21 protein-coding genes and 1 pseudogene are annotated in these 25,384 nt (G+C 73.6%); 15 read left to right on the top strand and 7 right to left on the bottom strand.

Annotation, left to right across the window (positions count from 1 at the left end):
* The first annotated feature begins 133 nt into the window (after positions 1-133).
* Together htpX and AB0399_RS04525 are read left to right on the top strand one after the other, a co-directional pair.
* Positions 134-1,033 carry a zinc metalloprotease HtpX gene (gene htpX / locus AB0399_RS04530; protein WP_329362616.1) on the top strand — a complete coding sequence of 300 codons (900 nt, stop codon included), beginning with the start codon at positions 134-136 and terminating at the stop codon, positions 1,031-1,033.
* Positions 1,033-1,593 carry a hypothetical protein gene (locus AB0399_RS04525; protein WP_328472049.1) on the top strand — a complete coding sequence of 187 codons (561 nt, stop codon included), beginning with the start codon at positions 1,033-1,035 and terminating at the stop codon, positions 1,591-1,593. Before htpX ends, AB0399_RS04525 begins: the two co-directional genes overlap by 1 nt.
* An 87-nt stretch (positions 1,594-1,680) precedes the next feature.
* Here AB0399_RS04525 and AB0399_RS04520 read toward each other — a convergent pair whose 3' ends face one another.
* Both AB0399_RS04520 and AB0399_RS04515 read right to left on the bottom strand, forming a co-directional pair.
* Complete coding sequence (locus tag AB0399_RS04520) at positions 1,681-3,231, bottom strand: APC family permease (protein ID WP_329362613.1); 1,551 nt, start codon at positions 3,229-3,231, stop codon at positions 1,681-1,683.
* A gap of 103 nt (positions 3,232-3,334) precedes the next feature.
* On the bottom strand, positions 3,335-4,291 hold the full coding sequence (locus AB0399_RS04515) for a hypothetical protein (RefSeq protein ID WP_366410200.1): 957 nt from the start codon (positions 4,289-4,291) through the stop codon (positions 3,335-3,337).
* Positions 4,292-4,572: 281 nt separating this feature from the next.
* Here AB0399_RS04515 and AB0399_RS04510 point away from each other — a divergent pair, with 281 nt between their 5' ends.
* On the top strand, positions 4,573-6,189 hold the full coding sequence (locus AB0399_RS04510; RefSeq protein WP_366410199.1) for a hypothetical protein: 1,617 nt from the start codon (positions 4,573-4,575) through the stop codon (positions 6,187-6,189).
* Between the two features lie 520 nt (positions 6,190-6,709).
* On the top strand, positions 6,710-8,167 hold the full coding sequence (locus AB0399_RS04505; protein ID WP_366410198.1) for an MFS transporter: 1,458 nt from the start codon (positions 6,710-6,712) through the stop codon (positions 8,165-8,167).
* A 150-nt stretch (positions 8,168-8,317) separates the two neighbouring features.
* On the opposite strand, the gene AB0399_RS04500 is transcribed toward AB0399_RS04505, so the two are convergent.
* The gene (locus tag AB0399_RS04500; protein ID WP_366410197.1) at positions 8,318-8,758 is read right to left on the bottom strand and encodes a nitroreductase family deazaflavin-dependent oxidoreductase; all 441 of its coding nucleotides are present in this window, start codon (positions 8,756-8,758) and stop codon (positions 8,318-8,320) included.
* A 197-nt stretch (positions 8,759-8,955) separates the two neighbouring features.
* Between AB0399_RS04500 and AB0399_RS04495 the strand changes: the two genes are divergently transcribed.
* The 4 genes from AB0399_RS04495 (at position 8,956) to AB0399_RS04480 (ending at position 15,333) form a co-directional block, all read left to right on the top strand.
* Positions 8,956-10,152 (top strand): CaiB/BaiF CoA-transferase family protein, encoded by a 1,197-nt coding sequence (locus AB0399_RS04495; protein WP_366410270.1) that lies wholly within the window; start codon positions 8,956-8,958, stop codon positions 10,150-10,152.
* A 58-nt stretch (positions 10,153-10,210) separates the two neighbouring features.
* A complete protein-coding gene (locus AB0399_RS04490) occupies positions 10,211-11,425 on the top strand; it encodes an acetyl-CoA C-acetyltransferase (protein WP_328472063.1) in 1,215 nt (404 codons plus the stop codon).
* Positions 11,426-11,540: 115 nt separating this feature from the next.
* Entirely contained in the window at positions 11,541-13,721 is a 2,181-nt protein-coding gene (locus AB0399_RS04485; protein WP_366410196.1) for a 3-hydroxyacyl-CoA dehydrogenase NAD-binding domain-containing protein, read from the top strand.
* 187 nt (positions 13,722-13,908) lie between these two features.
* Complete coding sequence (locus tag AB0399_RS04480) at positions 13,909-15,333, top strand: M1 family metallopeptidase (RefSeq protein WP_366410195.1); 1,425 nt, start codon at positions 13,909-13,911, stop codon at positions 15,331-15,333.
* Between the two features lie 48 nt (positions 15,334-15,381).
* Here the strand turns inward: AB0399_RS04480 and AB0399_RS04475 are convergent, their stop codons facing one another.
* A complete protein-coding gene (locus AB0399_RS04475) occupies positions 15,382-15,858 on the bottom strand; it encodes a macro domain-containing protein (protein ID WP_366410194.1) in 477 nt (158 codons plus the stop codon).
* A 119-nt stretch (positions 15,859-15,977) separates the two neighbouring features.
* Positions 15,978-17,090 carry an acyl-CoA desaturase gene (locus AB0399_RS04470; protein ID WP_366410193.1) on the bottom strand — a complete coding sequence of 371 codons (1,113 nt, stop codon included), beginning with the start codon at positions 17,088-17,090 and terminating at the stop codon, positions 15,978-15,980.
* A gap of 251 nt (positions 17,091-17,341) precedes the next feature.
* Here AB0399_RS04470 and AB0399_RS04465 point away from each other — a divergent pair.
* The 6 genes and pseudogenes from AB0399_RS04465 to AB0399_RS04440 all read left to right on the top strand — a co-directional run.
* Positions 17,342-17,479 (top strand): annotated as a pseudogene (locus AB0399_RS04465) (GNAT family N-acetyltransferase); the annotation flags it as partial.
* Positions 17,480-17,602: 123 nt separating this feature from the next.
* Positions 17,603-20,104, top strand: a complete 2,502-nt coding sequence (locus AB0399_RS04460) for a Tex family protein (RefSeq protein ID WP_366410192.1) — start codon at positions 17,603-17,605, stop codon at positions 20,102-20,104.
* Between the two features lie 183 nt (positions 20,105-20,287).
* Positions 20,288-20,470, top strand: a complete 183-nt coding sequence (locus AB0399_RS04455; RefSeq protein ID WP_328472075.1) for a hypothetical protein — start codon at positions 20,288-20,290, stop codon at positions 20,468-20,470.
* Between the two features lie 65 nt (positions 20,471-20,535).
* Entirely contained in the window at positions 20,536-21,081 is a 546-nt protein-coding gene (locus AB0399_RS04450; RefSeq protein WP_329362589.1) for an MOSC domain-containing protein, read from the top strand.
* A 68-nt stretch (positions 21,082-21,149) separates the two neighbouring features.
* The gene (locus AB0399_RS04445; RefSeq protein ID WP_366410269.1) at positions 21,150-21,827 is read left to right on the top strand and encodes an NADAR family protein; all 678 of its coding nucleotides are present in this window, start codon (positions 21,150-21,152) and stop codon (positions 21,825-21,827) included.
* Positions 21,824-23,239, top strand: coding sequence for an FAD-dependent oxidoreductase (locus AB0399_RS04440; RefSeq protein WP_366410191.1), 1,416 nt, complete (start codon positions 21,824-21,826; stop codon positions 23,237-23,239). The genes AB0399_RS04445 and AB0399_RS04440 overlap by 4 nt, the downstream gene beginning before the upstream one ends.
* On the opposite strand, the gene AB0399_RS04435 is transcribed toward AB0399_RS04440, so the two are convergent.
* Entirely contained in the window at positions 23,226-24,140 is a 915-nt protein-coding gene (locus AB0399_RS04435) for a hypothetical protein (RefSeq protein WP_366410190.1), read from the bottom strand. The two genes, AB0399_RS04440 and AB0399_RS04435, sit on opposite strands and share 14 nt — an antisense overlap.
* Before the next feature lie 175 nt (positions 24,141-24,315).
* On the opposite strand from AB0399_RS04435, the gene AB0399_RS04430 reads away from it, so the two are divergent.
* The gene (locus AB0399_RS04430; protein WP_366410189.1) at positions 24,316-24,738 is read left to right on the top strand and encodes a hypothetical protein; all 423 of its coding nucleotides are present in this window, start codon (positions 24,316-24,318) and stop codon (positions 24,736-24,738) included.
* Between the two features lie 36 nt (positions 24,739-24,774).
* On the opposite strand, the gene AB0399_RS04425 is transcribed toward AB0399_RS04430, so the two are convergent.
* Positions 24,775-25,383, bottom strand: a complete 609-nt coding sequence (locus tag AB0399_RS04425) for a class I SAM-dependent methyltransferase (protein ID WP_366410188.1) — start codon at positions 25,381-25,383, stop codon at positions 24,775-24,777.
* Position 25,384: the final 1 nt, after the last annotated feature.

Raw genomic sequence — 25,384 nt, 5'->3', positions numbered from 1 at the left:
TGGAACCGGGCGGGACGTCCGAGACGTTGCATCGTTGGGTAGGTAGCCGACAGGCGCACCTGTTCACCAACCTCGGGAGTACGTCGGGCCGCGGCCTAGCGACCCGCGCGCCCCGTACGACTCGGGAGGGGCCATGCCACGTAACCGCTTCGCCCCCGACCGGGGACTGACGACCCGCATGGTCGTCACGATGTTCCTGATCGGACTGCTCTACGTCGTCTTCGTCGGCGTGCTGCTCGCTCTGCTGCGCGGCGCCTGGCCGATGATCCTCCTCATCGCGGGCGGACTGTTCATCGCGCAGTTCTGGTTCAGCGACAAGATCGCCGCCTTCAGCATGGGCGCCCGTGAGGTCACCCCCGAGCAGGCCCCCGAGCTGCACGGCGTCGTCGACCGCATCTGCGCCCTGGGCGACATGCCCAAGCCCAAGGTCGCGATCGCCGATTCCGACGTGCCGAACGCGTTCGCCACCGGGCGGAACAAGAAGAACACGATGGTGTGCGCCACCACCGGCCTGCTGCGCCGCCTGGAGCCCGACGAGCTGGAAGGCGTCATCGCGCACGAGATGTCGCACGTCGCCCACAAGGACGTCGCCGTCATGACGATCGCGTCGTTCCTCGGGGTGCTGGCCGGCATGATGACCCGCGTCGCCCTCTTCGGCGGTTTCCGGCGCAGCCGCGATCCCAACAGCAGCGCGCTCATCATCCTCATCCCGCTGGTCAGCGCCGTCGTCTACGCGATCAGCTTCCTGCTCACCCGGATGCTGTCGCGCTACCGCGAGATGTCCGCCGACCGCAGCGCCGCGCTGCTCACCGGCCGCCCCTCCTCGCTGGCCTCCGCGCTCACCAAGGTCAGCGGCCAGATCGCCGCCATCCCCACCGAGGACCTGCGCAGGTCCCAGCCGTTCAACGCGTTCTTCTTCGCCCCCGCGCTGAGCGCCGGCTCCACCGCCTCCAAGCTGCTCTCCACCCACCCGACGCTGGAGCGGCGGCTGGAGCAGCTCAGCCAGATCACCCGCGAACTGGACCGCCGCTGATGGGCCTGCTCGATGTGCTGCTCGGCCGCAGCAAGCCGGTCCGCCCCGACCTCGACCAGCTCTTCGGCCTCACCTCCGCCGCGATCACCCTCCAGGCGGCGAGCGACCTGCGCCCCACCGGCATGGGCGCGGTCTGCTTCGCCGCGGTCGAGGGCGGCGCGTTCGCCGAGATCCAGCAGGACCTGCGCGCCCTGCTGCCGACGGTCGAGACCAGCCAGGACGGCTACGGCTACACCTGGCTGCTGTCCCGGCACGGTCCGGAGGAGACCACCGACCTCGTCACCGACCTGCACGCCATCAACTCGGCGCTCGAACAGCAGGGCTTCGGACCCCAGCTGCTGTGCTCGCTGGTCAGCTTCAAGGACCCGGCCGGCCGCACCCTCGCGCTGGTGTACCTCTACAAGCGCGGCAGCTTCTACCCGTTCTGCCCGCTTCCCGGCGAGAAGCGCGACAGCGCCCTGGAACTCCAGGTCAAGGCGCTCGTGGCGAACGACCTGCGGCTGGAGGAGGACCTGTCGCGCTGGTTCCCGGTATGGGGCGCGCCGGGGCTCGCGGACTGAGCCCCGGCGCGTGCCGCCGGGCGGAACCGGGTCCGGGCCGAGGCCGTGGCGGGCCAGGACCCGGGGAGGACCAGCGCCGGGGAAGGGTCAGGCGGTGCCTTCCGCCGAACCCGCGGCCGCGGCCGCCTTCTCCAGCTGGAACGCCTCGTTGCCCTTGCCGATCCTGGCGTGCACCTCCGGCCGCCGGGCCCGCAGCACCGCGCCGTAGACCAGGCCGATCACCGCGGCCAGCGCGATGATGCCCGGCAGAATCCAGCGCAGCCCGTGGCCCGGGTTGGCGCCGAGCAGCACCGCGAAGTCCTTCACCGAGTAGACGAAGATGACCAGCAGCCCGATCGCGGCGAGGCCCGAGGTCACCAGCCGCCAGCCCTGCACCGCGGCCGCGCCGCGCTTCACGAAGAAGACGATCACGGCGACGGCCGCCGTCGCCATCAGCAGCACCACGCCCAGCGCGCCGACGTTGCCCGCCCAGGTGAACAGCCGCAGCACCGGCGCGGTCGGGTCCGGGCCCTGCGGCCCGAACTTGCCGTGGTCGGTCACCGCGAAGAGCACCACGACGACCAGCGCCACCACCGACTGGAGGAACGACCCGACCGCGGGGGCGCCGCTGGACTTCGAGGTCCGGCCGACCGCCGGGGGCAGCAGGCCGTCGCGGCCCATCGCGAACGCGTAGCGGGCCACCACGTTGTGGAAGCTCAGCATCGACGCGAAGATGCCGGTGATGAAGAAGACGTTCAGCGTGTCGGTGAACGCCCCGCCGAGCCGGCCCTGGTTGAGCGCGAAGATCAGGTTCGCCGACTGCTCCTGCGACTGCCCGACCACGTGCGAGGGGCCGGTCGCCACGGTGATCGCCCAGGAGCTGAACGCGAAGAAGAGAGTGGCGAAACCGATCGCCAGGAACATCACCTTCGACACCACGCGCTGCGGCTCGCTGGTCTCCTCGGCGTAGACCGGCGCCTGCTCGAAGCCGACGAAGCCGGCGATCACGAAGCACAGCGCGGTGCCGAGCCCGGCCCCGCTCAGCGTGCTGGGGTTGAACGCGTGCATCGACACGCCCTGCGGCCCCGGGTCGCCCAGGAAGCTGAAGTCGAAGACCAGCGTCAGCAGGGTCTCCACGATCAGCAGCACGCCCAGCGTCCTGGCGTTCAGGTCGATCTTCAGCGCGCCGAAGACCGCGGTGATCACCACGCCGCACAACGCCGGTATCCACCAGGACACGTTGTGGTGCCAGTGCTGGAAGATCTGCCCGGATATCTCGAAGCCGAAGATCCCGTAGGTGCCGACCTGCATGATGCTGTACGCGAACAGCGCCACGTAGGAGGCACCCGCGCCCATGGTGCTGCCCAGGCCGCGCGAGATGTACGCGTACAGGGCGCCCGCGTTGTGCACGTGGCGGCTCATCTCCGCGTAGCCGAAGCTGAACAGGGCCAGCACGACACCGACGATCACGAACAGCAGCGGCACCCCGATGATGCCCATGGTGCCGAAGGTGGTCGGAATGACACCCGCCACCACCATCAGCGGCGCGGTCGCGGCGAGCACCGACAGCAGCAGTGCGGGTGCGCCGATCCGGTCCGCGCGCAACGCGCGTTGCTCGCCCTTGAACGTGCTGATCTCGTTGGTACTACCCGTCAGCATGGCCGCGGTTCCTTCCGGTGCAAGGTGGGAGGTACGGGAGGTACGGGTGGAGCAGGGACTGTCGGGGGAGTTCGGGGGGAGTTGGTGGGGAGTTCGGGGGGAGTCACGACGAACCGAAACCGAGCGCGTAGTTGCGCGCGGCGCGGAACGCCTTCTTCGGGTCGCGGTCCGGGTACGACCAGGGCACGCGGGTCGCGTCGGCGCCGATCCGGTTGAACAGCGCGGCCGCGGCCACCGTGTCGCCGGAGTGGAACTTGCCGTACGCCAGGTGGTTGAGGTCGACCGGCAGCCGCGGGTACGGCACGCGGTCCCAGTCCAACCACCAGTCGAAGCCCGCCCGCACGCTGTTGCGGGCCCGCGCGCTGGTCCAGTACGGCAGCCGGGCCGGGTCGGACGGCAGCGCGCCGGACGCCGCCAGCGCGCGGTACCGCTCCACGAGCGCGACCAGCGGCAGCGCGGACAGCGGCGAGGTGCGCCCGGCCTCGCCGGCCGCCCACTCCGCGAACTCGTACACCTCGTGGAACGGGTCGTCCCCGTCGGTCTTCTGGCGCTCGGCGAGGCACTGCGTCATCAGGTGGTGCGCGTGGTGGTGGCCGCGGTGCCGGCCGCGCACCTGGTCGAAGGCGCGCACCTGCTCGTCGTCGCTGCCGGTGCGCCGGGCCAGGACCAGCAGGAACAGCCAGGGCGTCGGGTCGGTCGGCGCCATCCGTGCCACGCGCAGGCACAACTCCCGTGCGTCCTCGGGCTTCTGCTTGCCTCTGATGGCCCGGAAGACGGCCGCGGCGGCGGCCAGTGCCGCGGCGTCCGCGCTCTCCGGCTCGGCGAGCCGCCACTCCTCGGCCCACGCGGCGGAGGACCTGCCCTCGCCGAGGACCACCAGGCGGTGCCCGCGCGAGTCCCAGTCGTCACCGGTGGAAGCCAGCAGCGCGCGGACGTCCGTCCAGCGGCCCTGGGTGAGAGCGGCGCGGGCGGCGACCAGGTCCTCGTCGCCGAAAGCGGGATCGAAGGTGACGTCGTCCTTGCCTCGCCTGAAGCGGAAGGGTGGGGGCGGTGGGGTCATCCGCGGGCAGCCCTCCACGGCGCACGTGACGTCCAGTGATCGCGAACAGCCAATCGGTATGCGCCGGTTCAGGACAAGACCGGACCTGTTGTCTCGGTGTAGTCCCGTATTGTTGCCGGGGTTTGGGAACCGGATTCGGACCCGGGACGTCCGGGTAGGCCGGTCGCCGACAGGTGTGGGACACGGCATAGTTGACATTCGAAAACCTGATCGTCGCGCGCGGGCGCCGCGCGATGAGACGGGTGAGTCCAGTGGGGACCAGGTGAATGGACGAAAGTAACGTGGCAAGAGAGGGTACGCCCGCCGCGTCCACGCATCCACTGGCCTATGTGCGACGCCGGCACGGCTGGAGCTACCAGGACCTGGCGCGGGTGATCGCGGACCACGCGCGGGTGCTCGGTGTACCGATGGCCGCGCGGCGCGAGAAGGTGTGGCGGTGGGAGCACTGGGGTGTGGTGCCCGAGGCCGACAGCCAGCGCGCCCTCGCCCGCGCGCTGGGCATCGCCCCGCGCGAGCTCGAACTACACCCGTGGCCGCGCTGGTTGCCCGCGCACACCGGGATGCCGGACGGCCTGCCCTGGGACGTGGACGGCAGTTGCGCCGCCCTCGACGCGCTCCTGGACGACGCGGCGGACGACTCCCGCGGCTTCCCGATCGCGGAGGGCATCGGGCTGCGGAACGCGATCGCCGACTGGGACACGGCCGTCGCCGCGCCCTGCGTACCCCCCTCAGCACCGTCAGATCCCGTCCCGGACAGGGCACTTCCCGCTGCCGGCGGGCCGGGCGCGCCCGTGCGGAGCGCGGGGCCGCGCGGCTCCGCCCTTCGCGGGGGACGAACCGGCCCTGACACGCGGGCGGTTCCCGGTGCGTGGCCCGGTCCCGACGTACGGGCCGTTCCCGGTGCGCGGACCGGTCCTCGCTCCGCCGCCCCCGCGAGCCGGGTGGCCGTATGGCCGGTCGGGCCGGGACGCGGCGCTCAGCCGGCGCCCCCGGGCCCGGCGCCCGGATCGGCCCGGCGCGCGCGGGTGCCCGAGCAGGTGGGAGCCCCCGGGACCGTCGACAGCGGGGTGCTGGACTGGCTGGAAGCCGGTGCGCTCGGGCTGCGGCGGCTGGACGACCGGCTCGGCGGCTCGGCCGTACGGCATCGGGTCGAGGCCGATCTGCGGCTGGTCCGCGGGCTGTTGGAGCGGCAGCCGCAGAGCCCCGCCATCGAGCGGCGCCTGCTGCGGGTCGCCGCCGACCTCGCCCAGCTCGGCGGCTGGGCGGCCACCGACGGGGGCCGGTACGGCGCCGCCCAGCGCCACTACCTGACCGGGCTGCGGCTCGCCCACGCCGCAGGGGACCGCCCGCTCGCGGTCGCCCTGTGGGGCGGCCTCGCGCTCCAGGCCGTCATCACCGGGCATCCGCAGGACGCGGTCGCCGCGTCCGAGGCGGCGGTCCGCGCCGCGGGCGGCACCCCTTCGGCGGTCCGCGCGCTGGCCGCGATCCGGCTGGCCCGCGCGCACGCCGCGCTCGGCGCCGAGGGCGCCTTCCGGCGGGCCGCCGCCGAGGCCGAACGCCGTCTGGACGCCGCCGAGAGCGAGTCCGCCCCGCCCTGGCTGTACGGGTTCGACACCGCCGAACTCGCCGCCCAGCAGGGCCTGGCGCTGCTCGACCTCGGCCTGCCCTACGAGGCCCGCCCGCTGCTGGAGCAGGCCCTGGCGATGCAGGACCCCTGCTTCGTCCGCGACCGCGCGCTGTACTCGGCGCGCACCGCCCAGGCCCGCGCCCTGACCGGTGACCACGACGCCGCGCGCTCCCTCGCCCGCGACGCGGCCCGGCTCGCCCGCCACTGCACGACCCCGAGGCTCACGCAGGCGCTCGACGCGCTCACGCCCCTGCTCACCAGCCCGCGCTGACGGTGCGTCCGCCCGCGCTGACGGTTCGGCCGGCTCACTGACGGCGCGGCCAGCCGCGTCATGGCCGGGCGGTCGAGGTGCGGGCACCCCATCGGGCGCGGCGCGGCCCCGGCATGCCCGTGTACGGCCCGTTCCCGACGTCATCCGGCCGTGTCGTGCCGGTGTACGGCCCGCTCGCGACGTCGTCCGGCCGCGTTGTGCCGGTGTACGGCCCGTTCCCGAAGTCGTCCGGCTGCGTTGTGCCGGTGTACGGCCCGCTCCCGACGTTCGTCCGGCCGTGTCGCCTCGGTGCGTCGCCCCGGTCGTGCCGCGCGGGTCATGACGGCGTGTCCGATACCGGCCGCCGCAAGTACCTAACCGTGACTGATTCGGTCGGCCGGCTCGCTCCGTACCGTCTTGACCTGCAAGGACAACGCGCAAGCGACTCGGCTCCCAGGAGCCGGGGACGCGTCCCGCGATCCGGCCGGTCCGTGGTCCCCCACGGTCCGGCGGTCCCGCAGACAAGAACAGGAGCACCGTCATGGCCTCGGCCTCCTCCACCCTCAGCCCCTCCGTGCCCCACCGCCCCGCCGCGGACTCGGGCCGGTCCGGGCTGGGCCTCATGGTCCTGCTGGCCGCGACCTTCATGGCGGCCCTGGACATCTTCATCGTCAACGTGGCGATCCCCGCCATGCAGAGCGACCTGCACGCCGGAGCCGCCTCGATCCAGTGGGTGGTCGCGGGCTTCGGTCTGGCCGTCGCGACAGGCCTGATCACGGCCGGCCGGCTGGGCGACATCTTCGGCCGCCGCCGGGTGTTCGCGGTCGGGCTGGCCTTGTTCACCGTCACCTCGGCGGCGTGCGGTGTGGCGCCGACCGCCGACACCCTGATCACCGCCCGCGTCCTGCAAGGGCTGTCGGCGGCGCTGATGGGCCCCCAGGTGCTCGCGATCCTCCAGTCCGCCTACACCGGCAAGGCGCAGGCCCGCGCGTTCGGCATGTACGGCATGACGATGGGCGTCGGCGCCGTCTTCGGGCAGCTCATCGGCGGTCTGCTGATCAAGGCGGACGTGCTCGGCCTGGGCTGGCGCGCCTGCTTCCTGATCAACGTGCCGGTCGGGCTGGCCGCCCTGGTGCTCGCGCCCAGGGCGCTGGCCGAGTCGCGCGCTCCGCGCCGGCCGCGGCTGGACAACACCGGTGTGGCGCTGTCGACCGCGGCCGTGGTCGCCCTGGTCCTGCCGCTGATCCAGGGCCGCGCGCAGGGCTGGCCGCTGTGGACCTGGCTCAGCCTGGCCGGCTCGGCGATACTCGGCGCCGCGTTCGTCGCGCACCAGAGCCGGCTGGGCCGGGCGGGCGGCGACCCGGTACTGAACACCGCGCTGTTCCGGGAGCGGGGGTTCGCGTGGGGCGCCCTGGCGCAGTTGGTCTTCTGGACCGGGCAGGGCTCGTTCTTCCTCGTCCTCGCCCTCTACCTCCAGGCCGGCCGCGGCCTCGGCGCGCTGGAGTCCGGCACCGTGTTCCTGTCCATCGGCGGCGGTTATCTGATCACCTCCACCACCGCGCACCGCATCGCGGCCCGCATGGGCGCTGCCACGGTTCCGGTCGGCGCGCTGCTGATGGCCGTCGGGCTGGGCGGGCTGTGGGACGCGGTGCACGCCTCGGGCACCACCGGCAGCCTGTGGGAGCTGGTGCCGGGCCTGGCCGTGGACGGTATCGGGATGGGCCTGGTGATCGCGCCGCTCACCCACACGGCGCTGGGCACGGTCCGGGAGGACCTGGTCGGGTCGGCGTCCGGAGTGGTGGCGACCATCCAGCAGATCGGCGGCGCCCTCGGCATCGCGCTGATCGGCATCGTCTTCTACGGCGCGACCGGCGACGGGGCTCCGGCCCGCTACCCGCACGCCTTCGGGCTCGGCCTGATGTTCCTGCTGGCGCTCGAAGTGGTGCTCGCGGCACTGACCGCGTCGCTCGCCGCCCGCGGCAGGAGGCACGGGAAGTAGCCGCCGGGCCGCGCGGGGCCGGGCCGGCCGTACGGGGTCGGGGAGCAAAGGAGTAAGGGGCATCCTCCGGGGAGGGTGCCCCTTACTCGTCCTCATCGGCTTACTCGGCGCGTTACTTGTCGCGCTACTTGTCGCGCGGAGGCGGCCCGGTCAGACCCGGCGCAGGCGGACCACCGGGATGTCCCGCTCGGTCTTCTCCTGGTACTCCTGGTACGGCGGGTAGACCTCCACCAGATGCGGCCAGACCCGCGCCTTCTCCTGCGGCGAGAGCACCTCGGCCCGCGCGGCGAAGCGCTCGGTGCCCACCCGCAAGTGCACCTCGGGGTTGTCCCGCACGCTCAGGAACCACACCGGGTGGTCGTCGGAACCGCCCTTCGACGCGACGATCAGATAGTCCTCCCCATCGCGCCCGTAGATCAGCACCGTCCGGTGCCAGACGCCGCTGCGGCGCCCGAGGTAGTCGATGAGCAGGCAGGGCGAGCCGTTCATGTCGGTGCCCTCCGTGCCGTTGGAGGACTCGTACCGCTCGGCCTGTTCGGCCACCCACGTCGACGGGCTGATCTTCACGTTGTTCGGGTCGTACGCGCTCATCGGCAACGCTCCATCGCAAAGGGTCGTGGAAGTGACGTTCAAGCGTAGGTACATCTGCCCACCGGGTCGCCACGCGACCCGCTGAGCGAGCGCTCAGTCAGCCCTTGCCAAAACTGGAACACGTTCCTACCATCGCGGAAGTGACACGAGAACCGTCGAACCCGGCCGCCGGCTCCCCACCCGGCCCGCTGGCGGGAGTGCGCGTCGTCGAACTCGCCGGCATCGGGCCCGGTCCGTTCGCCGCCATGCTCCTCGCCGACCTGGGCGCCGACGTCGTGCGCGTCGACCGCCCCGGCGGCCAGGGCCTGGGCGTCGACCCCGCCCACGACGTCACCAACCGCAACAAGCGCTCCGTCCTGGTGGACCTCAAGGCCGCCACCGGCCCGCCCGCCGTCCTCGACCTCGTCGCCCGGGCCGACATCCTCATCGAGGGCTACCGCCCCGGCGTCGCCGAGCGCCTGGGCGTCGGCCCGGAGCCCTGCCTGGCCCGCAACCCCCGTCTGGTCTACGGCCGGATGACCGGCTGGGGCCAGGACGGCCCGCTCGCGCACACCGCGGGTCACGACATCGCCTACATCGCGGTGACCGGCGCCCTCGACCTGGCAGGCGCCCCCGACCGACCACCAGCCCCCACCGCCAACCTCCTCGGCGACTACGCGGGCGGCTCCCTCTACCTCGTCACCGGGGTGCTCGCCGCCCTCCACCACGCCCGCGCCCACGGCCGCGGCCAGGTCGTGGACGCGGCCATCGTGGACGGCACCGCGCACCTGACCGCGATGCTCCACGGCATGCGCTCCGCCGGCGTCTGGCAGGACCGGCGCGGCTCCAACCTGCTGGACGGCAGCGCCCCCTTCTACGGCGTCTACGCCACGGCGGACGGCGGCCACATGGCGGTCGGCGCCCTGGAGCAGCGCTTCTACGACGAGTTCACCGCGCTGCTCGGCCTGCCCGCCGAGGCCGCGGCCCTGCGCACCGACCCCGCCCGCTGGCCGGAACTGCGCGAGGCCGTCGCCGCCCGGTTCCGTACCCGCACCCGCGAGCAGTGGGCCGGCGTCTTCGACGGCACCGACGCCTGCGTCGCGCCCGTACTGCCGCTCGGCGAGGCCCACGACCACCCGCACCTCGCGGCCCGGGGCACCCTGGCGGCGTACGAGGGCGTGGTGCAACCCGCTCCCGCGCCGCGCTTCTCCGCCACCCCGGCCGCGCTGCGCCGCCCGCCCGCGCTTCCGGGCGCGCACACCGCGGAGGTGGCCCGGGACTGGGAAACCCCCGCCCTGATAGCCGCGGACCCCGCGCCCGCCGGCTCCGTACCTGCCGCCGGCTCCGCGTCCGCTTCCGCCAACACCGCGCCCGCTTCCGACGACTCCGGACCAGCCGGCGGTCCCTCCGGCTGACCGGGTCCGACGCACCCAGCGCCACCCCACCCGCGAACCCTCACCGAAAGGCACGACGTTGAGCACCGACGCCTACGTCTACGACGCCGTACGCACCCCGCGCGGGCGCGGAAAGGCCAACGGCTCCCTGCACGGCACCAAGCCGATCGACCTCGTCGTCGGCCTCATCCACGAACTGCGCCGCCGCTTCCCGAACCTGGACCCCGCGGCCATCGACGACATCGTGCTCGGCGTGGTCAGCCCGATCGGCGACCAGGGTTCGGACATCGCCCGGATCGCCGCCATTGCCGCGGGCCTGCCCGACACCGTCGCCGGCGTGCAGGAGAACCGCTTCTGCGCCTCCGGCCTCGAAGCGGTCAACCTCGCGGCGGCCAAGGTCCGTTCGGGCTGGGAGGACCTGGTGCTGGCCGGCGGCGTGGAGTCGATGTCCCGCGTCGCCATGGGCTCCGACGGCGGCGCCTGGGCCATGGACCCGATGACGTCGTTCGAGACCGGGTTCGTGCCCCAGGGCATCGGTGCCGACCTGATCGCCACCATCGGCGGCTGGAGCAGGCACGACGTCGACACGTACGCGTCCTTGTCGCAGGAGCGCGCCGCCGAGGCGTGGAAGGAGGGCCGCTTCGACCGCTCCGTCGTCCCGGTCGTGGACCGCGCGGGCCTGACCGTCCTGGACCGCGACGAGCACATGCGGCCGGGCACCACCCCCGAGTCGCTGGCCGCCCTCAAGCCGTCCTTCGCCACCATCGGCGACGCCGGCGGCTTCGACGCGGTCGCGCTCCAGAAGTACCACTGGGTGGAGCGGATCGACCACGTCCACCACGCCGGCAACTCCTCCGGCATCGTGGACGGCGCGGCGCTGGTCGCCATCGGGAACCGCGAGGTCGGCGAGCGCTACGGCCTCACCCCGCGCGCCCGCATCCTGTCCGCGGCCGTCTCCGGTTCCGAGCCGACCATCATGCTCACCGGCCCCGCGCCCGCCTCCCGCAAGGCGCTGGCCAAGGCCGGGCTGAGCGTCGGCGACATCGACCTGATCGAGATGAACGAGGCGTTCGCGGCGGTCGTGCTGCGCTTCGCCGCCGACCTCGGCGTCAGCATCGACAAGGTCAACGTCAACGGCGGCGCCATCGCGCTCGGCCACCCGCTCGGCGCGACCGGCGCGATGATCCTGGGCACCCTCATCGACGAACTGGAGCGCCGCGACCAGCGCTACGGCCTCGCCACCTTGTGCGTGGGCGGCGGCATGGGCGTCGCCACCGTCGTCGAACGCCTCTGACCCGGCCGCGCTCCCGCACCCCGCGGCCGCTCGCGCCCCGCACCACCGCGCACGGCCGTTCCACCCCTCGCCCGCACCTCGCCGGACCAACCGGACCAACGGAGCTTCGAAGACCATGAGCGAGTCCACCACCATCCGCTGGGAGCAGGACGCCGAGGGCGTCGTCACCCTCGTCCTCGACGACCCGGCGCAGTCCGCGAACACCATGAACGCGGCCTTCGCCGACTCCCTCGACGCCACCCTCGACCGCCTGGAGGCCGAACTCGACGGCATCCGCGGCGTGATCGTCACCTCCGCCAAGAAGACCTTCTTCGCCGGCGGCGACCTGCGCGACCTCATCCGCGCCACCCCCGAGACCGCCGAGAACGTCTTCGCCGGGTCCCTGCGCATCAAGCGCCGCCTGCGCCGCCTGGAGACCCTCGGCAAGCCCGTCGTCGCCGCGATCAACGGCGCGGCGCTCGGCGGCGGTTACGAGATCGCGCTCGCCTGCCACCACCGGGTCGCCCTGGACGCCCCCGGCAGCAAGATCGGCTGCCCGGAGGTCACCCTCGGGCTGCTGCCCGGCGGCGGGGGCGTGGTGCGCACCGTCCGGCTGCTCGGCATCGCCGACGCGCTGCTCAAGGTGCTGCTCCAGGGCCGCCAGTACACCCCGGAGCGCGCCCTGGCGGCCGGTCTGATCCACGAGGTGGCCACCGACCGCGACGACCTGCTCGCCCGCGCCCGCGCCTTCATCCACGCCAACCCCGAGGCCCGGCAGCCCTGGGACGTGCCCGGCTACAAGATCCCCGGCGGCACCCCCAAGAGCCCCGCGTTCGCCGCGAACCTGCCCGCGTTCCCGGCGAACCTGAGCAAGCAGCTCGCCGGCGCCCCGTTCCCGGCGCCGCGCGCCATCCTGGCGGCCGCCGTCGAGAGCTCCCAGGTCGACATCGACACCGCCTTCACCATCGAGGCGCGCTACTTCACCGAACTCGCCTGCGGCCCCGTCTCGAAGAACATGATCCAGGCGTTCTTCTTCGACATGCAGGCCGTCAACTCCGGTGCCAGCCGCCCCAAGGACGTGCCTGCCCGCCAGGTCGCCAAGGTCGCGGTGCTGGGCGCCGGCATGATGGGCGCCGGCATCGCCTACTCCTGCGCGCGCGCCGGCATCGACGTCGTCCTCAAGGACGTCACCCAGGAGGCCGCCGAGCGCGGCAAGGCGTACTCCGCCGGGCTGCTGGACAAAGCGCTCGCCAAGGGCCGCACCACGCCGGAGAAGCGGGCGGCGCTGCTCGCCCGGATCACCCCGACCGCCGACCCGGCCGACCTCGCGGGCTGCGACGCCGTCATCGAGGCGGTCTTCGAGGACGCCGCCTTGAAGCACAAGGTGTTCCAGGAGATCCAGGACGTGGTCGCCCCGGACGCGCTGCTGTGCTCCAACACCTCCACCCTGCCGATCACCGCGCTCGCCGAAGGAGTCCGGCGGCAGTCCGACTTCGTCGGGCTGCACTTCTTCTCCCCGGTCGACAAGATGCCGCTGGTCGAGATCATCCGCGGCCGGGACACCGGCGACGAGGCGCTGGCCCGCGCGTTCGACCTGGTCCGGCAGATCCGCAAGACGCCGATCGTCGTCAACGACTCGCGCGGCTTCTTCACCTCCCGGGTGATCGGCCACTTCCTCAACGAGGGCGTCGCCATGGTCGGCGAGGGCATCCCGGCCGCCTCCGTGGAGCAGGCCGCCGCGCAGGCCGGCTACCCCGCGAAGGTGCTCTCCCTGGTGGACGAGCTGACGCTGACGCTGCCGCGCAAGATCCGGGCCGAGGCCCGCGCGGCGGTCGAGGCGGCCGGCGGCACCTGGCGCGTGCACCCGGCGGAGCAGGTGATCGACCGCATGGTCGACGAGTTCGACCGCACCGGGCGCGCCGGCGGCGCAGGCTTCTACGACTACGAGGACGGCCGCAGGACACGGCTGTGGCCGGGCCTCGCCGAGCACTTCGGGGCGGCGGAGCCCGCGACGGCGGCCGGGTCGTCGCTGCGCGACATGCAGGAGCGCATGCTCTTCGCGGAGTCCCTGGACACCGTACGGCTGCTCGAGGAGGGCGTCCTGACCTCCGTCGCCGACGCCAACATCGGCTCGGTGCTGGGCATCGGCTTCCCGGCCTGGACCGGGGGAGTGCTCCAGTACATCAACGGGTACGACGGCGGCGTCGCCGGGTTCACCGCCCGCGCCCGGGAGTTGGCCGCCGCGTACGGGGAGCAGTTCGAGCCGCCCGCGCTGCTGGTGGCCAAGGCCGAGCGCGGCGAGCGGTTCGCGGACTGACGCGTCCGCGAACGCCCGGTGTCCCGGGGCACCGGGCGGCACCCATGGCACCGGGAGGGTCGCGGTAAGCCCCGCTCTCCTGGTGCACGGGCCTTACGGCCTGCCTGGACCCAGGTCGTCAGGCCCGCGGCGCGCCACCGGCCGCCTGGGCACGGCTACCGGCCGGACACCTCGTACGCTGGCCGGCGTGCGCCTACGCCCGCCGCCGCGCGCGGTCCCGCTGCCGCTGCTCGCGGGCTGCCTGCTCGCCTGCTGCCTGTCCTGCACCGGCGGCGACCGGGCGGGCGGCCCCGACGCCGGCGCGCCGGGGGTCGGCGACCGGCTCTTCCCCGACGCGGGCAACGGCGGCTACCACGTCGGCCACTACACGCTCGACCTCGACTACGACCCCGCCTCCGGCCGGCTGCGCGGCACCGCCACCCTCACCGCCACCGCCGACCAGGACCTGTCCCGCTTCGACCTCGACCTGGCCGGGCTCGACGTCCGGCGCGTCACCGTCGACGGCACGAAGGCCCGCACCTCCCGCGCCGGCACCGAACTCCGGATCAGCCCCGCCCACCCCCCGCGGCGCGGCGCGCACTTCACCACGACCGTCGAGTACCAGGGCGTGCCCCGGCTGCTGACCGACCCGGACGGCTCCCACGAGGGCTGGTTCCGCACCGACGACGGCGCCCTCGCGCTGGGCGAACCCGTCGGCTCCATGGCCTGGTTCCCCGGCGACGACCACCCCTCCGACAAGGCCGGCTACGACATCACCGTCACGGTCCCGCACAACCTCACCGCGGTCTCCAACGGCGAACTCCTCACCACCCGGCCGGCCTCCGGCGGCCGCACCGCCTACCACTGGCGCAGCGCCGCGCCGATGGCCACCTACCTCGCGACCGTCGCCATCGGGCACTTCGACGTCACCCGTTCGACGACACCGGACGGACTGCCGCTGTACGTCGCGGTCGACCCGCGCTCCGACGACGCCGAGACCGCCGCGACGCTGGCCCGCATCCCCGAGATACTGCGCTGGGAGGAGGGCCTGTTCGGGCCCTACCCCTTCGCGTCGGCGGGCGCGATCGTCGACCACCTGCCGCGCGGGCGGGTCGGCTACGCGCTGGAGGCGCAGAACCGCCCGGTCTTCCCCGGCGACGGCCCGCCGCCCGCCGTCGACCCCGTCACGCTCGTGCACGAGCTGTCGCACCAGTGGTTCGGCGACTCCGTCACCCCCGCCGCCTGGCAGGACATGTGGCTCAACGAGGGCTTCGCCACCCTCACCGAGTGGCTGTGGCAGGAGCACGAGGGCGGCCCGTCCCTCGACGCGAGCGCCGCGGACGCCTTCGCCGACAGCGCCAACTGGGCCTTCCCGCCCGCCTCCCCGCCCGACGCGGCCGCGGTCTCCGCCGCCCCTGTCTACGGCCGCGGCGCCCTGGTGCTGTACGAACTGCGCCGCACGCTCGGGGCGTCCGCCTTCGACCGGCTGCTCAAGGCGTGGCCGGCCGCGCACCGCCACGGCAACGCGTCCACCGCCGACTTCACCGCGTTCTGCGCACGTTTCACCTCCCGGGACCTGCGACCGCTCTTCGCCACCTGGCTGTACGGCGCGGAGCGGCCAGCGCACCTGTGAGGCGCGCTCCCCGCCCCGCCGGCAACGGGCGATCCACGGCCCGGCCCGTCAGTCGTGGTCGTAGACCGTGACAGCGATTCCGCGCTCCACCAGCCGGGCGGTGACCAGCGGCTCGACCCGCTCCCACTTCCCGCCGGCCAGGCCGCACCCGATCCGCGGCATGTGCACCGACGCGCCCAGCTCCAGGGCCCGTTCGGCCAGGGACCCGAGCGCGGTGCCGATCGCCTCGTACCGCACCGGCACGCCCTTGCTGCCGGTGCGTATGCCGCGCTGGCCGACCATGTTGGCCACCCATGTGTACGTGCCGACCCGGACGAGCTGGACCCCGCCAAGACCGAAGTCGTTGCGCGCCCGCTCGCGGTGCCAGCGCCGGTAGGCCGTCTCGGGCTCCGGCCAGCGGCGCGAGACCGCCAGCACGAACCCCTTGCCCCAGCCGCCCAGGTCGTTGCAGACGTGCGCGATCACCTTGACGCCCTTGCCCTGCGGTGCGGTGGCGTCCCCCCGCACGTACACGATCTCCCCCATGCCTCCACGCTAGCCCCGGCCACCGACAACCGGCCACCGACAATCGGCCCGGCCACCGACGACCGGCCCGGCCACCGACGACCGGTCAGGGCGCGGCTCCCGGCGCGGTCCCGGCCCGCTCAGCGCAGCGGCTCGCCGACCGCGTGCATGTGGCTCAGCGCCTGCCGGTAGGAGTCGATCAGCCCGGTCTCGGTGTACGGGATGCCGAGGCGGGCGCAGTGCGCGCGGACCAGGGGCTGCGCCAACCGCAGGTGCGGGCGCGGCAGGCTCGGCACGAGGTGGTGCTCCACCTGGTAGTTGAGGCCGCCGAGGAAGAAGTCGGTCACCGGGTTGCCGCGTACGTTGCGCGAGGTGAGCACCTGGCGCCGCAGGTGGCCCCAGCGCGAGCCCTCCTCGGGCATCGCCATCCCCTTGTGGTTGGGCGCGAACGCGCACCCCAGGTGCACCCCGAACAGCGCGTGGTGCAGGGCCGCGAACGCGATCGCCTGCGCCGGGGACAGCGCGGTCAGCAGCAGTGCCGCGTATCCCGCCAGGTGCGCGACCAGCAGGCCGCCCTCCACCAGCCGCTCCCGGCGGTCCAGCCGGCGCAGGTCCTGGAAGCTGGCGACCTTCAGCGCCAGCCCTTCGAGCAGCAGCATCGGGAAGAAGAGCCACGCCTGGTACTTCGTCAGGAAGCGCGCGAAGCCCTTCCGTTCGATCGCCTGAGCCCGTGTCCACACCAAGGCGCCCACCTCGACGTCCGGGTCCTTGCCGACGTGATTGGGGTTGGCGTGGTGCTTGTTGTGCTTGTCGGACCACCAGGCGGCGCCCATCCCCAGCAGCAGGTTGCCGTGCAGCAGCGCGATCACCCGGTTCGCCCGCCGGCCCGCCGCGATCTGCTGGTGCCCGGCGTCATGCCCGACGAAGCCGGTGCGGGCCGACAGCACCGCTGCCGGCAGCGCCAGCGCGAGCACCCACCACGACCCGGTTTCGCCGACCAGGAAGACCGCCGCCCACACCGCGGCGAAGGCCAGCAGGTTCACCGCCAGCGACAGCGCGTAGTGCCCGCGCCTGCGCCGCAGCAGGCCGGCGTCCTTGATCTGCCGCAGCAGCGGGGCGAACTCGCTGCCCGGGGCCCGTTCCTGCGCGCGTGGGACGGCTGGCGTGGCAGTCGGCGCTGCCGCAGGCGCGACAGGTGCGACAGGCGGCGGCACGGGCGGCGCGACGGCGAGAGTGCGGCTGGCAGGCGGCATGGGCGCTCCTCGGGCATGGTTCCGCACCGCGTGTGTGCCGCGGGCCGGAAAAGTCGGTGGGCGGCCTTCGTCGGCCGCACTCCTGACGCTAGGAACCGGCGCGGCCCGCGGCCATGGCGCCATCACCCGGCTTCCCCTGGGGCGGCCCCACGGAGAACCGGGGGATAACCCCACCCCGCTACTGCCAGGACGGCGCCGTGACCTCGCCCGACCACCCCGACCGGAGCAGTACCGCGAGCCCCCATCCCGTCGCCACGCGCGTCCTCCTGGACACCCGCAACGACCTGGTCGAGGCCCGCGCGTTGTGCGCCCGGCCCGGCTACCGCGAGATCGAGGCGTACACCGAAAGCCCTTACGCGGACCACTGGTTCGAGAAGAAGCCGACCTGAGCCGCGCGTCCTGCCCGCACCGGCCGGCCCGCGTGCCGCGGCGCGGCCGGACCGCGCGGGCGTTCGGGTGCACCTACCGCTCCTGGTGCGGCCAACGACGTCCACCGCCGCCCGGCGTCTACGATGCAAGACACACGCGGGGCGGTGCGCGGGAAGCGCCGCCCGGCAGGCGAGCTTAGGAGCGAGATCATCAGCGGCAACGTGTCGGTGGAAGCCAGGATCGCCGAGGAGCTTGGCGTACGCGAAGGACAGGTCAGGTCGGCGGTCGACCTGCTGGACGGCGGTGCGACCGTGCCGTTCATCGCCCGCTACCGCAAGGAGGCGACCGGCACCCTGGACGACGCGCAGTTGCGCACCCTGGAGGAGCGGCTGCGCTACCTGCGGGAGTTGGACGAGCGCCGCACCGCCGTCCTGGAGTCCATCGACGCGCAGGGCAAGCTCGACGACGCGCTGCGCGCCCAGATCATGGCCGCCGACTCCAAGGCGCGCCTCGAGGACATCTACCTGCCCTACAAGCCCAAGCGGCGCACCAAGGCCCAGATCGCCCGCGAGGCCGGTCTCGAACCGCTTGCCGACGCTCTGCTTGCCGACCCCGGCCTCGACCCGCAGGCCGAGGCGGCCGGATACGTGTCCGCCGACAAGGGCGTCGAGGACGCGGCGGCGGCACTGGAGGGCGCCCGGGCCGTGCTGACCGAGCGCTTCTCGGAGGACGCCGACCTCGTCGGAGAACTGCGCACCCGGATGTGGAACCGCGGCCGGCTGGTCGCCAAGGTGCGCGACGGCAAGGAGGAGTCCGGCGCGAAGTTCGCCGACTACTTCGACTTCGGCGAGCCGTTCACCAAGCTGCCCTCCCACCGGGTGCTGGCGATGCTGCGCGGCGAGAAGGAGGAGGTCCTCGACCTCACCCTGGAGCCCGAGGAGCCCGCCGAGGGCCCGACCAGTTTCGAGCGGCGCATCTCCCAGCAGTTCGGGATCACCGACCGCGGCCGGCCCGCCGACCAGTGGCTCGCCGACACCGTCCGGTGGGCCTGGCGCACCCGCTTCCTGGTCCGGCTGGGCATCGACCTGCGGGTCCAGCTCCGGCAGCAGGCCGAGGACGAGGCCGTCCGGGTCTTCGCCGCCAACCTGCGCGACCTGCTGCTCGCCGCCCCCGCCGGCACCCGCGCCACCATGGGTCTCGACCCGGGCCTGCGCACCGGCGTCAAGGTCGCGGTGGTCGACGGCACCGGCAAGGTCGTCGCCACCGACACGATCTATCCGCACGCCCCCCGCAACCGCTGGGACGAGTCCCTGGCCGCACTCGCCCGGCTCGCCGCCGCCCACCGGGTGGACCTGATCGCGATCGGCAACGGCACCGCCTCCCGCGAGACCGACAAGCTCGCCGCCGACCTGATCAAGGCGCACCCGGATCTGAAGCTCACCAAGGCGGTCGTCTCCGAGGCCGGCGCCTCGGTCTACTCCGCCTCGGCGTACGCCTCGGCCGAACTGCCCGAGATGGACGTCTCGTTGCGCGGCGCGGTCTCCATCGCCCGCCGCCTCCAGGACCCGCTCGCCGAACTGGTCAAGATCGACCCGCGCTCCATCGGCGTCGGCCAGTACCAGCACGACCTGTCCGAGGTGAAGCTGTCGCGCTCCCTGGACGCGGTCGTCGAGGACTGCGTCAACGGCGTCGGTGTCGATGTGAACACCGCGTCCGTGCCGCTACTGCGCCGGGTGTCGGGCATCACCGAAGGCCTGGCCGGCAACATCGTCGCGCACCGTGACAGCAACGGCCCGTTCCGTACCCGCAAGGACCTCAAGGACGTCGCCAGGCTCGGCCCGAAGGCGTACGAGCAGTGCGCGGGCTTCCTGCGCATCCAGGGCGGCGACGACCCGCTGGACGCCTCCAGCGTGCACCCGGAGTCGTATCCGGTGGTGCGGCGGATCAGCGCGAGCGCGGGGACCGAGATCCCGGCGCTGATCGGCAACGGCGCGGTGCTGCGGGCCCTTCGGCCGCAGGAGTTCGTGGACGACTCGTTCGGCCTGCCGACCGTCACGGACATCCTCGCCGAGCTGGAGAAGCCCGGCCGCGACCCCCGCCCCGCCTTCAAGACCGCGACCTTCAAGGACGGCGTGGAGGAGATGAAGGACCTGCGGCCGGGGATGCTGCTGGAGGGCGTGGTCACCAACGTGGCGGCGTTCGGTGCGTTCGTCGACGTCGGCGTCCACCAGGACGGCCTGGTGCACGTCTCCGCGCTGTCCGACTCCTACGTGTCCGACCCGCACGACGTCGTCAAATCCGGTGACATCGTGCGCGTCAAGGTCCTCGACGTGGACCTGCCGCGCAAGCGGATCTCGCTGACGCTGCGGCTCCAGGACGAGGCGCGCCCGCGCGGCGGCGATCAGCGCGGTGGCGAACGGCAGGGCGGCGAGCGGCGTGGTGGGCCGCCGCGCCAGGGCGGTCGCGGCGGTCAGGGCGGCGGTCGCGGTGGCAACGGCGGCAATGGCGGTCAGGGCGGTCAGGGCGCCGGTCGGGGCGGCAACGGCGGCCAGGGCGGCGGGCGGCGCGGTGGCTCCGGTCAGCCCGCGCCGAGCGGTGCGATGGCCGACGCCCTGCGCCGGGCCGGCCTGACCGGCGGCAAGTAAGCTCCACGACCCAGGAGGGGCACCCCTTACATCCCGGGCGACACCCGTGATGCCTTGCCCGGTTTTTACCCGCCGGGTCTTGCGTCGCGGGGCCCGGGGAACCAGGAGGGCTCGCGGCGCGTTCCACTGGATAGGTACGGTGAGCGCGCGGCGCGGGCCGCCGTGAGACGGAGGCTGGGGAGCATGACGAATCGTACGAAGGTCGCCATCGGCGGCGTGGTGGTGGGGCTGATCCTGCTCGCCTGGATTCCCTGGTGGGTGTTCTTCCTGGTCGTGATCGGCGTGCCGGCCGTCGCGTATTTCACGCTCGACTCCTCCCAGCGGCGCCGGCTGCGCCGGGTGAGCCGCCGGCAAATCGGTCGCTGACCGCGCGGTCCCCTCGATAGGATGAAGCGTCGGGTCAGGGAATCCGATCGAGGGGAAAAAACCTCATGCTCAGCGGTTCCGTCGTCGCGGTCAGCCGTGACGCCACGCACCGGTTCAGCAAGGTCAACCAGGACAGCGTCCGGCTGCTCGCCGGGCTCGGTATCGAGGGCGACGCGCACCTCGGCGTCACCGTCCAGCACCTGTCGCGGGTGGCCCGGGACCCCACCCAGCCGAACCTTCGGCAGGTGCATCTCATCCATGCCGAACTGTTCGACGAACTGCGCGCGGCCGGGTACCACGTAGGGCCCGGCGAACTCGGCGAGAACATCACCACCAGCGGCCTCGCGATCCTCGACCTGCCCGCGGGCACCCGGCTTCGGCTCGGGTCCGCCGCCGTGATCGAGCTGACCGGCCTGCGCAATCCCTGCGCTCAGATCGAGACGTTCCGCAGCGGCCTGCTCAAGCAGGTCGTCGGCCGTGACGAGGCAGGGGCGATCATCCGCAAGGGCGGTGTGATGAGCGTCGTCCTCGAGGGCGGCGTCGTACACCCAGGCGACCCGATCGCCGTCGAGCTGCCCGCCGCACCGCACCGCCCACTGGAAAAGGTCTGAACCCGCCCATGACGGCCGATACCCCCGCAGCCGCTCCGGGGCGCCCCCCGGTGTCCAAGGCCGGCGCCGTGCGCTCCGTCCCCGAACTGGCCGCCCTTGTGGCATCCGGCACCCGGGTGAAGTACCTGCACTTCTGGGGCCACCGCCCGCAGCGCGACGGCAGCGTCGGCCCGGGCTGCCTCAGCCAGTGGTGGCCGGCCCCCTTCACGGTGGACGGCGTCACCTATGCCACCGCCGAGCACTGGATGATGGCGGGCAAGGCCCGGCTGTTCGGCGACGAGGACGCGGCGCGCCGCGCGGTCGCCGCCGGCCACCCGAAGTCCGCGAAGTCCGTGGGCCGAAGCGTCCGCGGCTTCGACGAGGCGGTGTGGGAGCGGGAGCGCTTCGCTCTGGTCGTCGCGGGCAGCGTGCACAAGTTCGGCCAGCACCCCGACCTGCGGGCCTACCTGCTCGGTACGGCCCGCCGGGTGCTGGTCGAGGCCAGCCCGCTGGACCGGGTCTGGGGTATCGGCCTGGCCGCCGACGACGACCGCGCCGAGCGCCCCGACGCCTGGCGCGGCCTGAACCTGCTCGGCTTCGCCCTCATGGCGGCCAGGGACGAGCTCGCCGCCCCCGAAGGAGCCGCCCTGGAGAGTCAGGCGCCCGGAGCGCGGACTCTCGACGGGCCGGTCCTCGGCGGACAGGTCCCCGACGGACAGGTCCCCGACGCGCAGGCCCTCGGACGAGAGGCACCCTTCGCCCCATGACCGAACGCCTCGTAGTCGTCGGTGGCGACGCCACCGGCATGTCCGCCGCCTCCCAGGCCCGTCGCCGCAGGCCGGCCGACGACCTGGAGATCGTCGCATTCGAGCGCGGCCGGCACGTCTCCTACAGCGCCTGCGGCATCCCGTACTGGATCGCCGGCGACACCACCGGCCCCGACGCGCTGGTCGCCCGCACCGCCGCCGAGCACCGCGACCGCGGTATCGACGTACGCCTGGGCACCGAGGTGACGGAGATCGACCGCGACGGCGCCCGTGTCCTGGTGCGCGACGCCGACGGCCGCGAGCGGTGGACGGGCTACGACCATCTGGTGATCGCCACCGGTGCGCTGCCCGTACGGCCGCCGATCCCGGGCATCGACGCGCCCGGTGTCTTCGGGGTGCAGACCCTGGACGACGGCGAGGCCGTACTGCGCGGCCTGGACCGCGACGGGGTGCGGCGGGCCGTGGTGGTCGGCGGCGGCTACATCGGCGTCGAGATGGCCGAGGCGATGCTGCGGCACGGCCTCGACGTCACCCTCGTCGACCGCAACCCGCAGCCGATGACCACACTGGACCCCGACATGGGGCGTCTGGTGCGCAAGGCCCTCGAAGGACTCGGCGTCACCGTCGTCTCCGGCGCCGCCGCCCGCGAGGTGCTCACCGGCGCCGACGGGCGGGCCCGCGCCGTCGCCACCGACGACGCGGAGTACCCCGCCGACCTGGTCGTCCTCGGCCTCGGCGTCCGGCCGAACACCGCGCTCGCCCGCGACGCGGGACTCCCGCTGGGAACGCATGGCGGGCTGCTCACCGACCGTTCGATGCGGGTGCGCGACACCGAGCGGATCTGGGCCGGCGGGGACTGCGTCGAAGTGCTCAACCTCGTCTCCGGCGCCTGGCAGCACATCGCGCTGGGCACCCACGCCAACAAACACGGCCGGATCATCGGCACCAACATCGGCGGTGGCTACGCCACGTTCCCCGGTGTGGTCGGCACCGCCGTCAGCAAGGTGTGCGACGTGGAGATCGCCAGGACCGGCCTCAAGGAGTCCCAGGCCAGGGCCGCGGGCCTCGACTTCGTCAGTGCGGTCATCGAGTCCACCAGCCGTGCCGGGTACTACCCCCAGGCGGCCTTGATGACCGTCAAGATGCTCGCCGAGCGCGGCACAGGACGGCTGCTCGGCCTCCAGATCGTCGGCGGGGAGGGCGCCGCCAAGCGCGTGGACGTCGGTGCGGTCGCGCTCACCGCGGGGATGACCGTCGGGCGGATGGTCGATCTCGACCTCGGCTACGCCCCGCCGTTCTCGCCGGTGTGGGACCCCGTGCTGGTCGCCGCGCGCAAGGCGGCGGACACGGTGGCCGCCGACATCGCGCGCACGGCGGGCGGCGCCGACACCCGGGGCGTCAGCCCGACCTGACCTCGGCGGTGGCGAGCCGGCCGAGGGCTTCGAGCAGCGGCGGCAACGCCGGACCGCGCCCCACCGGCAGGACCTCGCCGGGCGCGTCGTCCAGCAGCACGAACGCCATGTCGTCCGTCCTGGCCACCAGGCTCCAGCCGGGCCCGTCGGCGCGCACCGCCCCGTACGTGGTGCGGACCCGGCCGGGCGGAGGGGGCTCGCGGGTGTACGCCTCGGCGCTTTCCAGGGCTCGCCGGACCCCGTCGTGGGAGAGGGCGGGGACGGGGGTCTCCACGTCGGTGTCGGTGGCGGTGCCGGTACGCGTGGCGGGTGCGTGGCTGCTCTCGGGTGCGGCGGGTGCGGCGGGTGCGTCGGGTGCCTTCGTGGCGGGGGCGTCGCCGCTGGTGTCCGCGTCCGCGGTGTTCTCGGCGGCGGAGCCGATCTGGTCGCGCCATTCGCGCCAACGGATCGCTATCTCGTCGGCGCCCAACCGCCGTTGCTGCGGCCCCCACACCGATGTGTCGGGCGGGGCGAGAGCGGGACCCGCGCCGGCCGTCTCGTCGGGGTCGTGCGGCGCGGGGACGCCCGGCGCCGCGACGGCGACCGGCAGCGGCCAACCCGGGAGGGACGCGACCATGGTGCTCTCGTCCGGCGACAGGTCGTACTCGAGTCCGCAGTCCCACGCGGCGAGCGCGCACGCGACCATCGCGGCGTCGGTCGTGGCCACGGTCCAGCGCGCCCCGGCGGAGTCCTGACCGAACACCAGCCCGTAGCCGCCGGCCAGCGGTTCGAGCCCCAAACGCAAGCATGCCGCGGGGTAGTCGTCGCCCAGCACCCCAGGGAAACCGCCCGGCGTCAGCATCGCCGCCGTCAGCACAAGCAGCGCGTCCTCCTCCGGCGTGTCCTGCGCGTTGCCGTCCATCCCTGCCTCCCTGTCACCGCCCGGTCCGCCGCACCCTAACCAGCGGGTAACCTCCGCGTCGAGGGGCCTGGAAGTGAGGAAAACGTGCGTGCGGCCTTCCGGTGACGCGCAGGAAGGCGCGTGCTCGACGCAAATCGTTGGCAGCAGGGGGGAGTTGGCGCCTACGATCGCGGCCATGGCCCGGATCATGCGCTCCCACTTCGTCTGCGTGTCGTGCCGCGCTTCGTGGAAGAAGCAGGGCAACGGCGTTCGCGGGGACGTCTGTCCGCGCTGCGGCGGCGCGCTCGTGGACGCGGGCGCGCAACTCGCCGTGCCGCGCAAGCGGGACACCGCCGGTTGGCGCGCCCTGGCCGCCGTGCTGGCCGCGGGGCTCCGGTTCGCGCCCACCTGCATGTGCTGCCTGGACGGGCCCGGATACCGTCCGCGCACCCCGCGCGAGGTCCGGGAACGGCTCGTACACGCGGCGGCCACGGGCGTGCCGGTCGAGAGGGCGCTCGCCTGCGAGGACCCCACCCATACCGATGTCCGCCGGGCGCCGGGGTCGGGGCGTGCCGCGCGGTCGGGGCATGCGGTGCGGTCGGGGGTGCGGCGGCGGTGAACAGCGGCTTCGCCGCGGGAGGTTCCGCCCGGTCGTTCAGGGCTTCCTGACCGCCAGCGCCAGATAGCGCGCGTCGGAGTCGTCGAGGAGCAGCAGTTCCCACCCGGTGCTGGCGAGCAGCCGGCCGAGTCGGGGCTGGGCGCGCATGTCGTCGGGCGAGAGCGGGCGGCCGTGGCGGGCGGCGAGGGCGGCGCGGCCGAGCGGGTGGAAGAGCGCGAGACGGCCGCCCGGCTTGGTCACGCGGGCGAGTTCGCGCAGGCCGGCGGCGGGGTCGGGGAGGTGGTGCACCAGCCCCGAGGCGAGCACGGCGTCGAACGTGCCCGCCGCCAACGGCAGGCGCCCGCAGTCGGCTTCGACCAGCACCCCATGCGCCCGGCGGCCGAGCGACACGGCCTCCCGCAGCATCTCGGAGGTCAGGTCCACGCCGACGACGACGCCCTCGGGGCCGACCGCGGTCCGCAACTGCGGCAGCGCACGCGCCGTACCGCATCCCGCGTCGAGCACCGTGTCGCCCTGCCGCGGTTCCAACTCGGCGACCACGGCCGCGAACGCCGGGCCGTCGCCGGGAAAACGACCTTCCCAGCCGGCGGCCCGTGCCGCGAAGAACTCCCGCACCTGCTCGTTTCCGCGCTCCATTCCGGCCATG

The organism is Streptomyces sp. NPDC088194 (assembly GCF_040702025.1).
Classification (GTDB): Bacteria; Actinomycetota; Actinomycetes; order Streptomycetales; family Streptomycetaceae; genus Actinacidiphila.
Note: the sequence above shows the minus strand (reverse complement) of the source record. Positions and strands in the feature narration are given on the sequence as shown.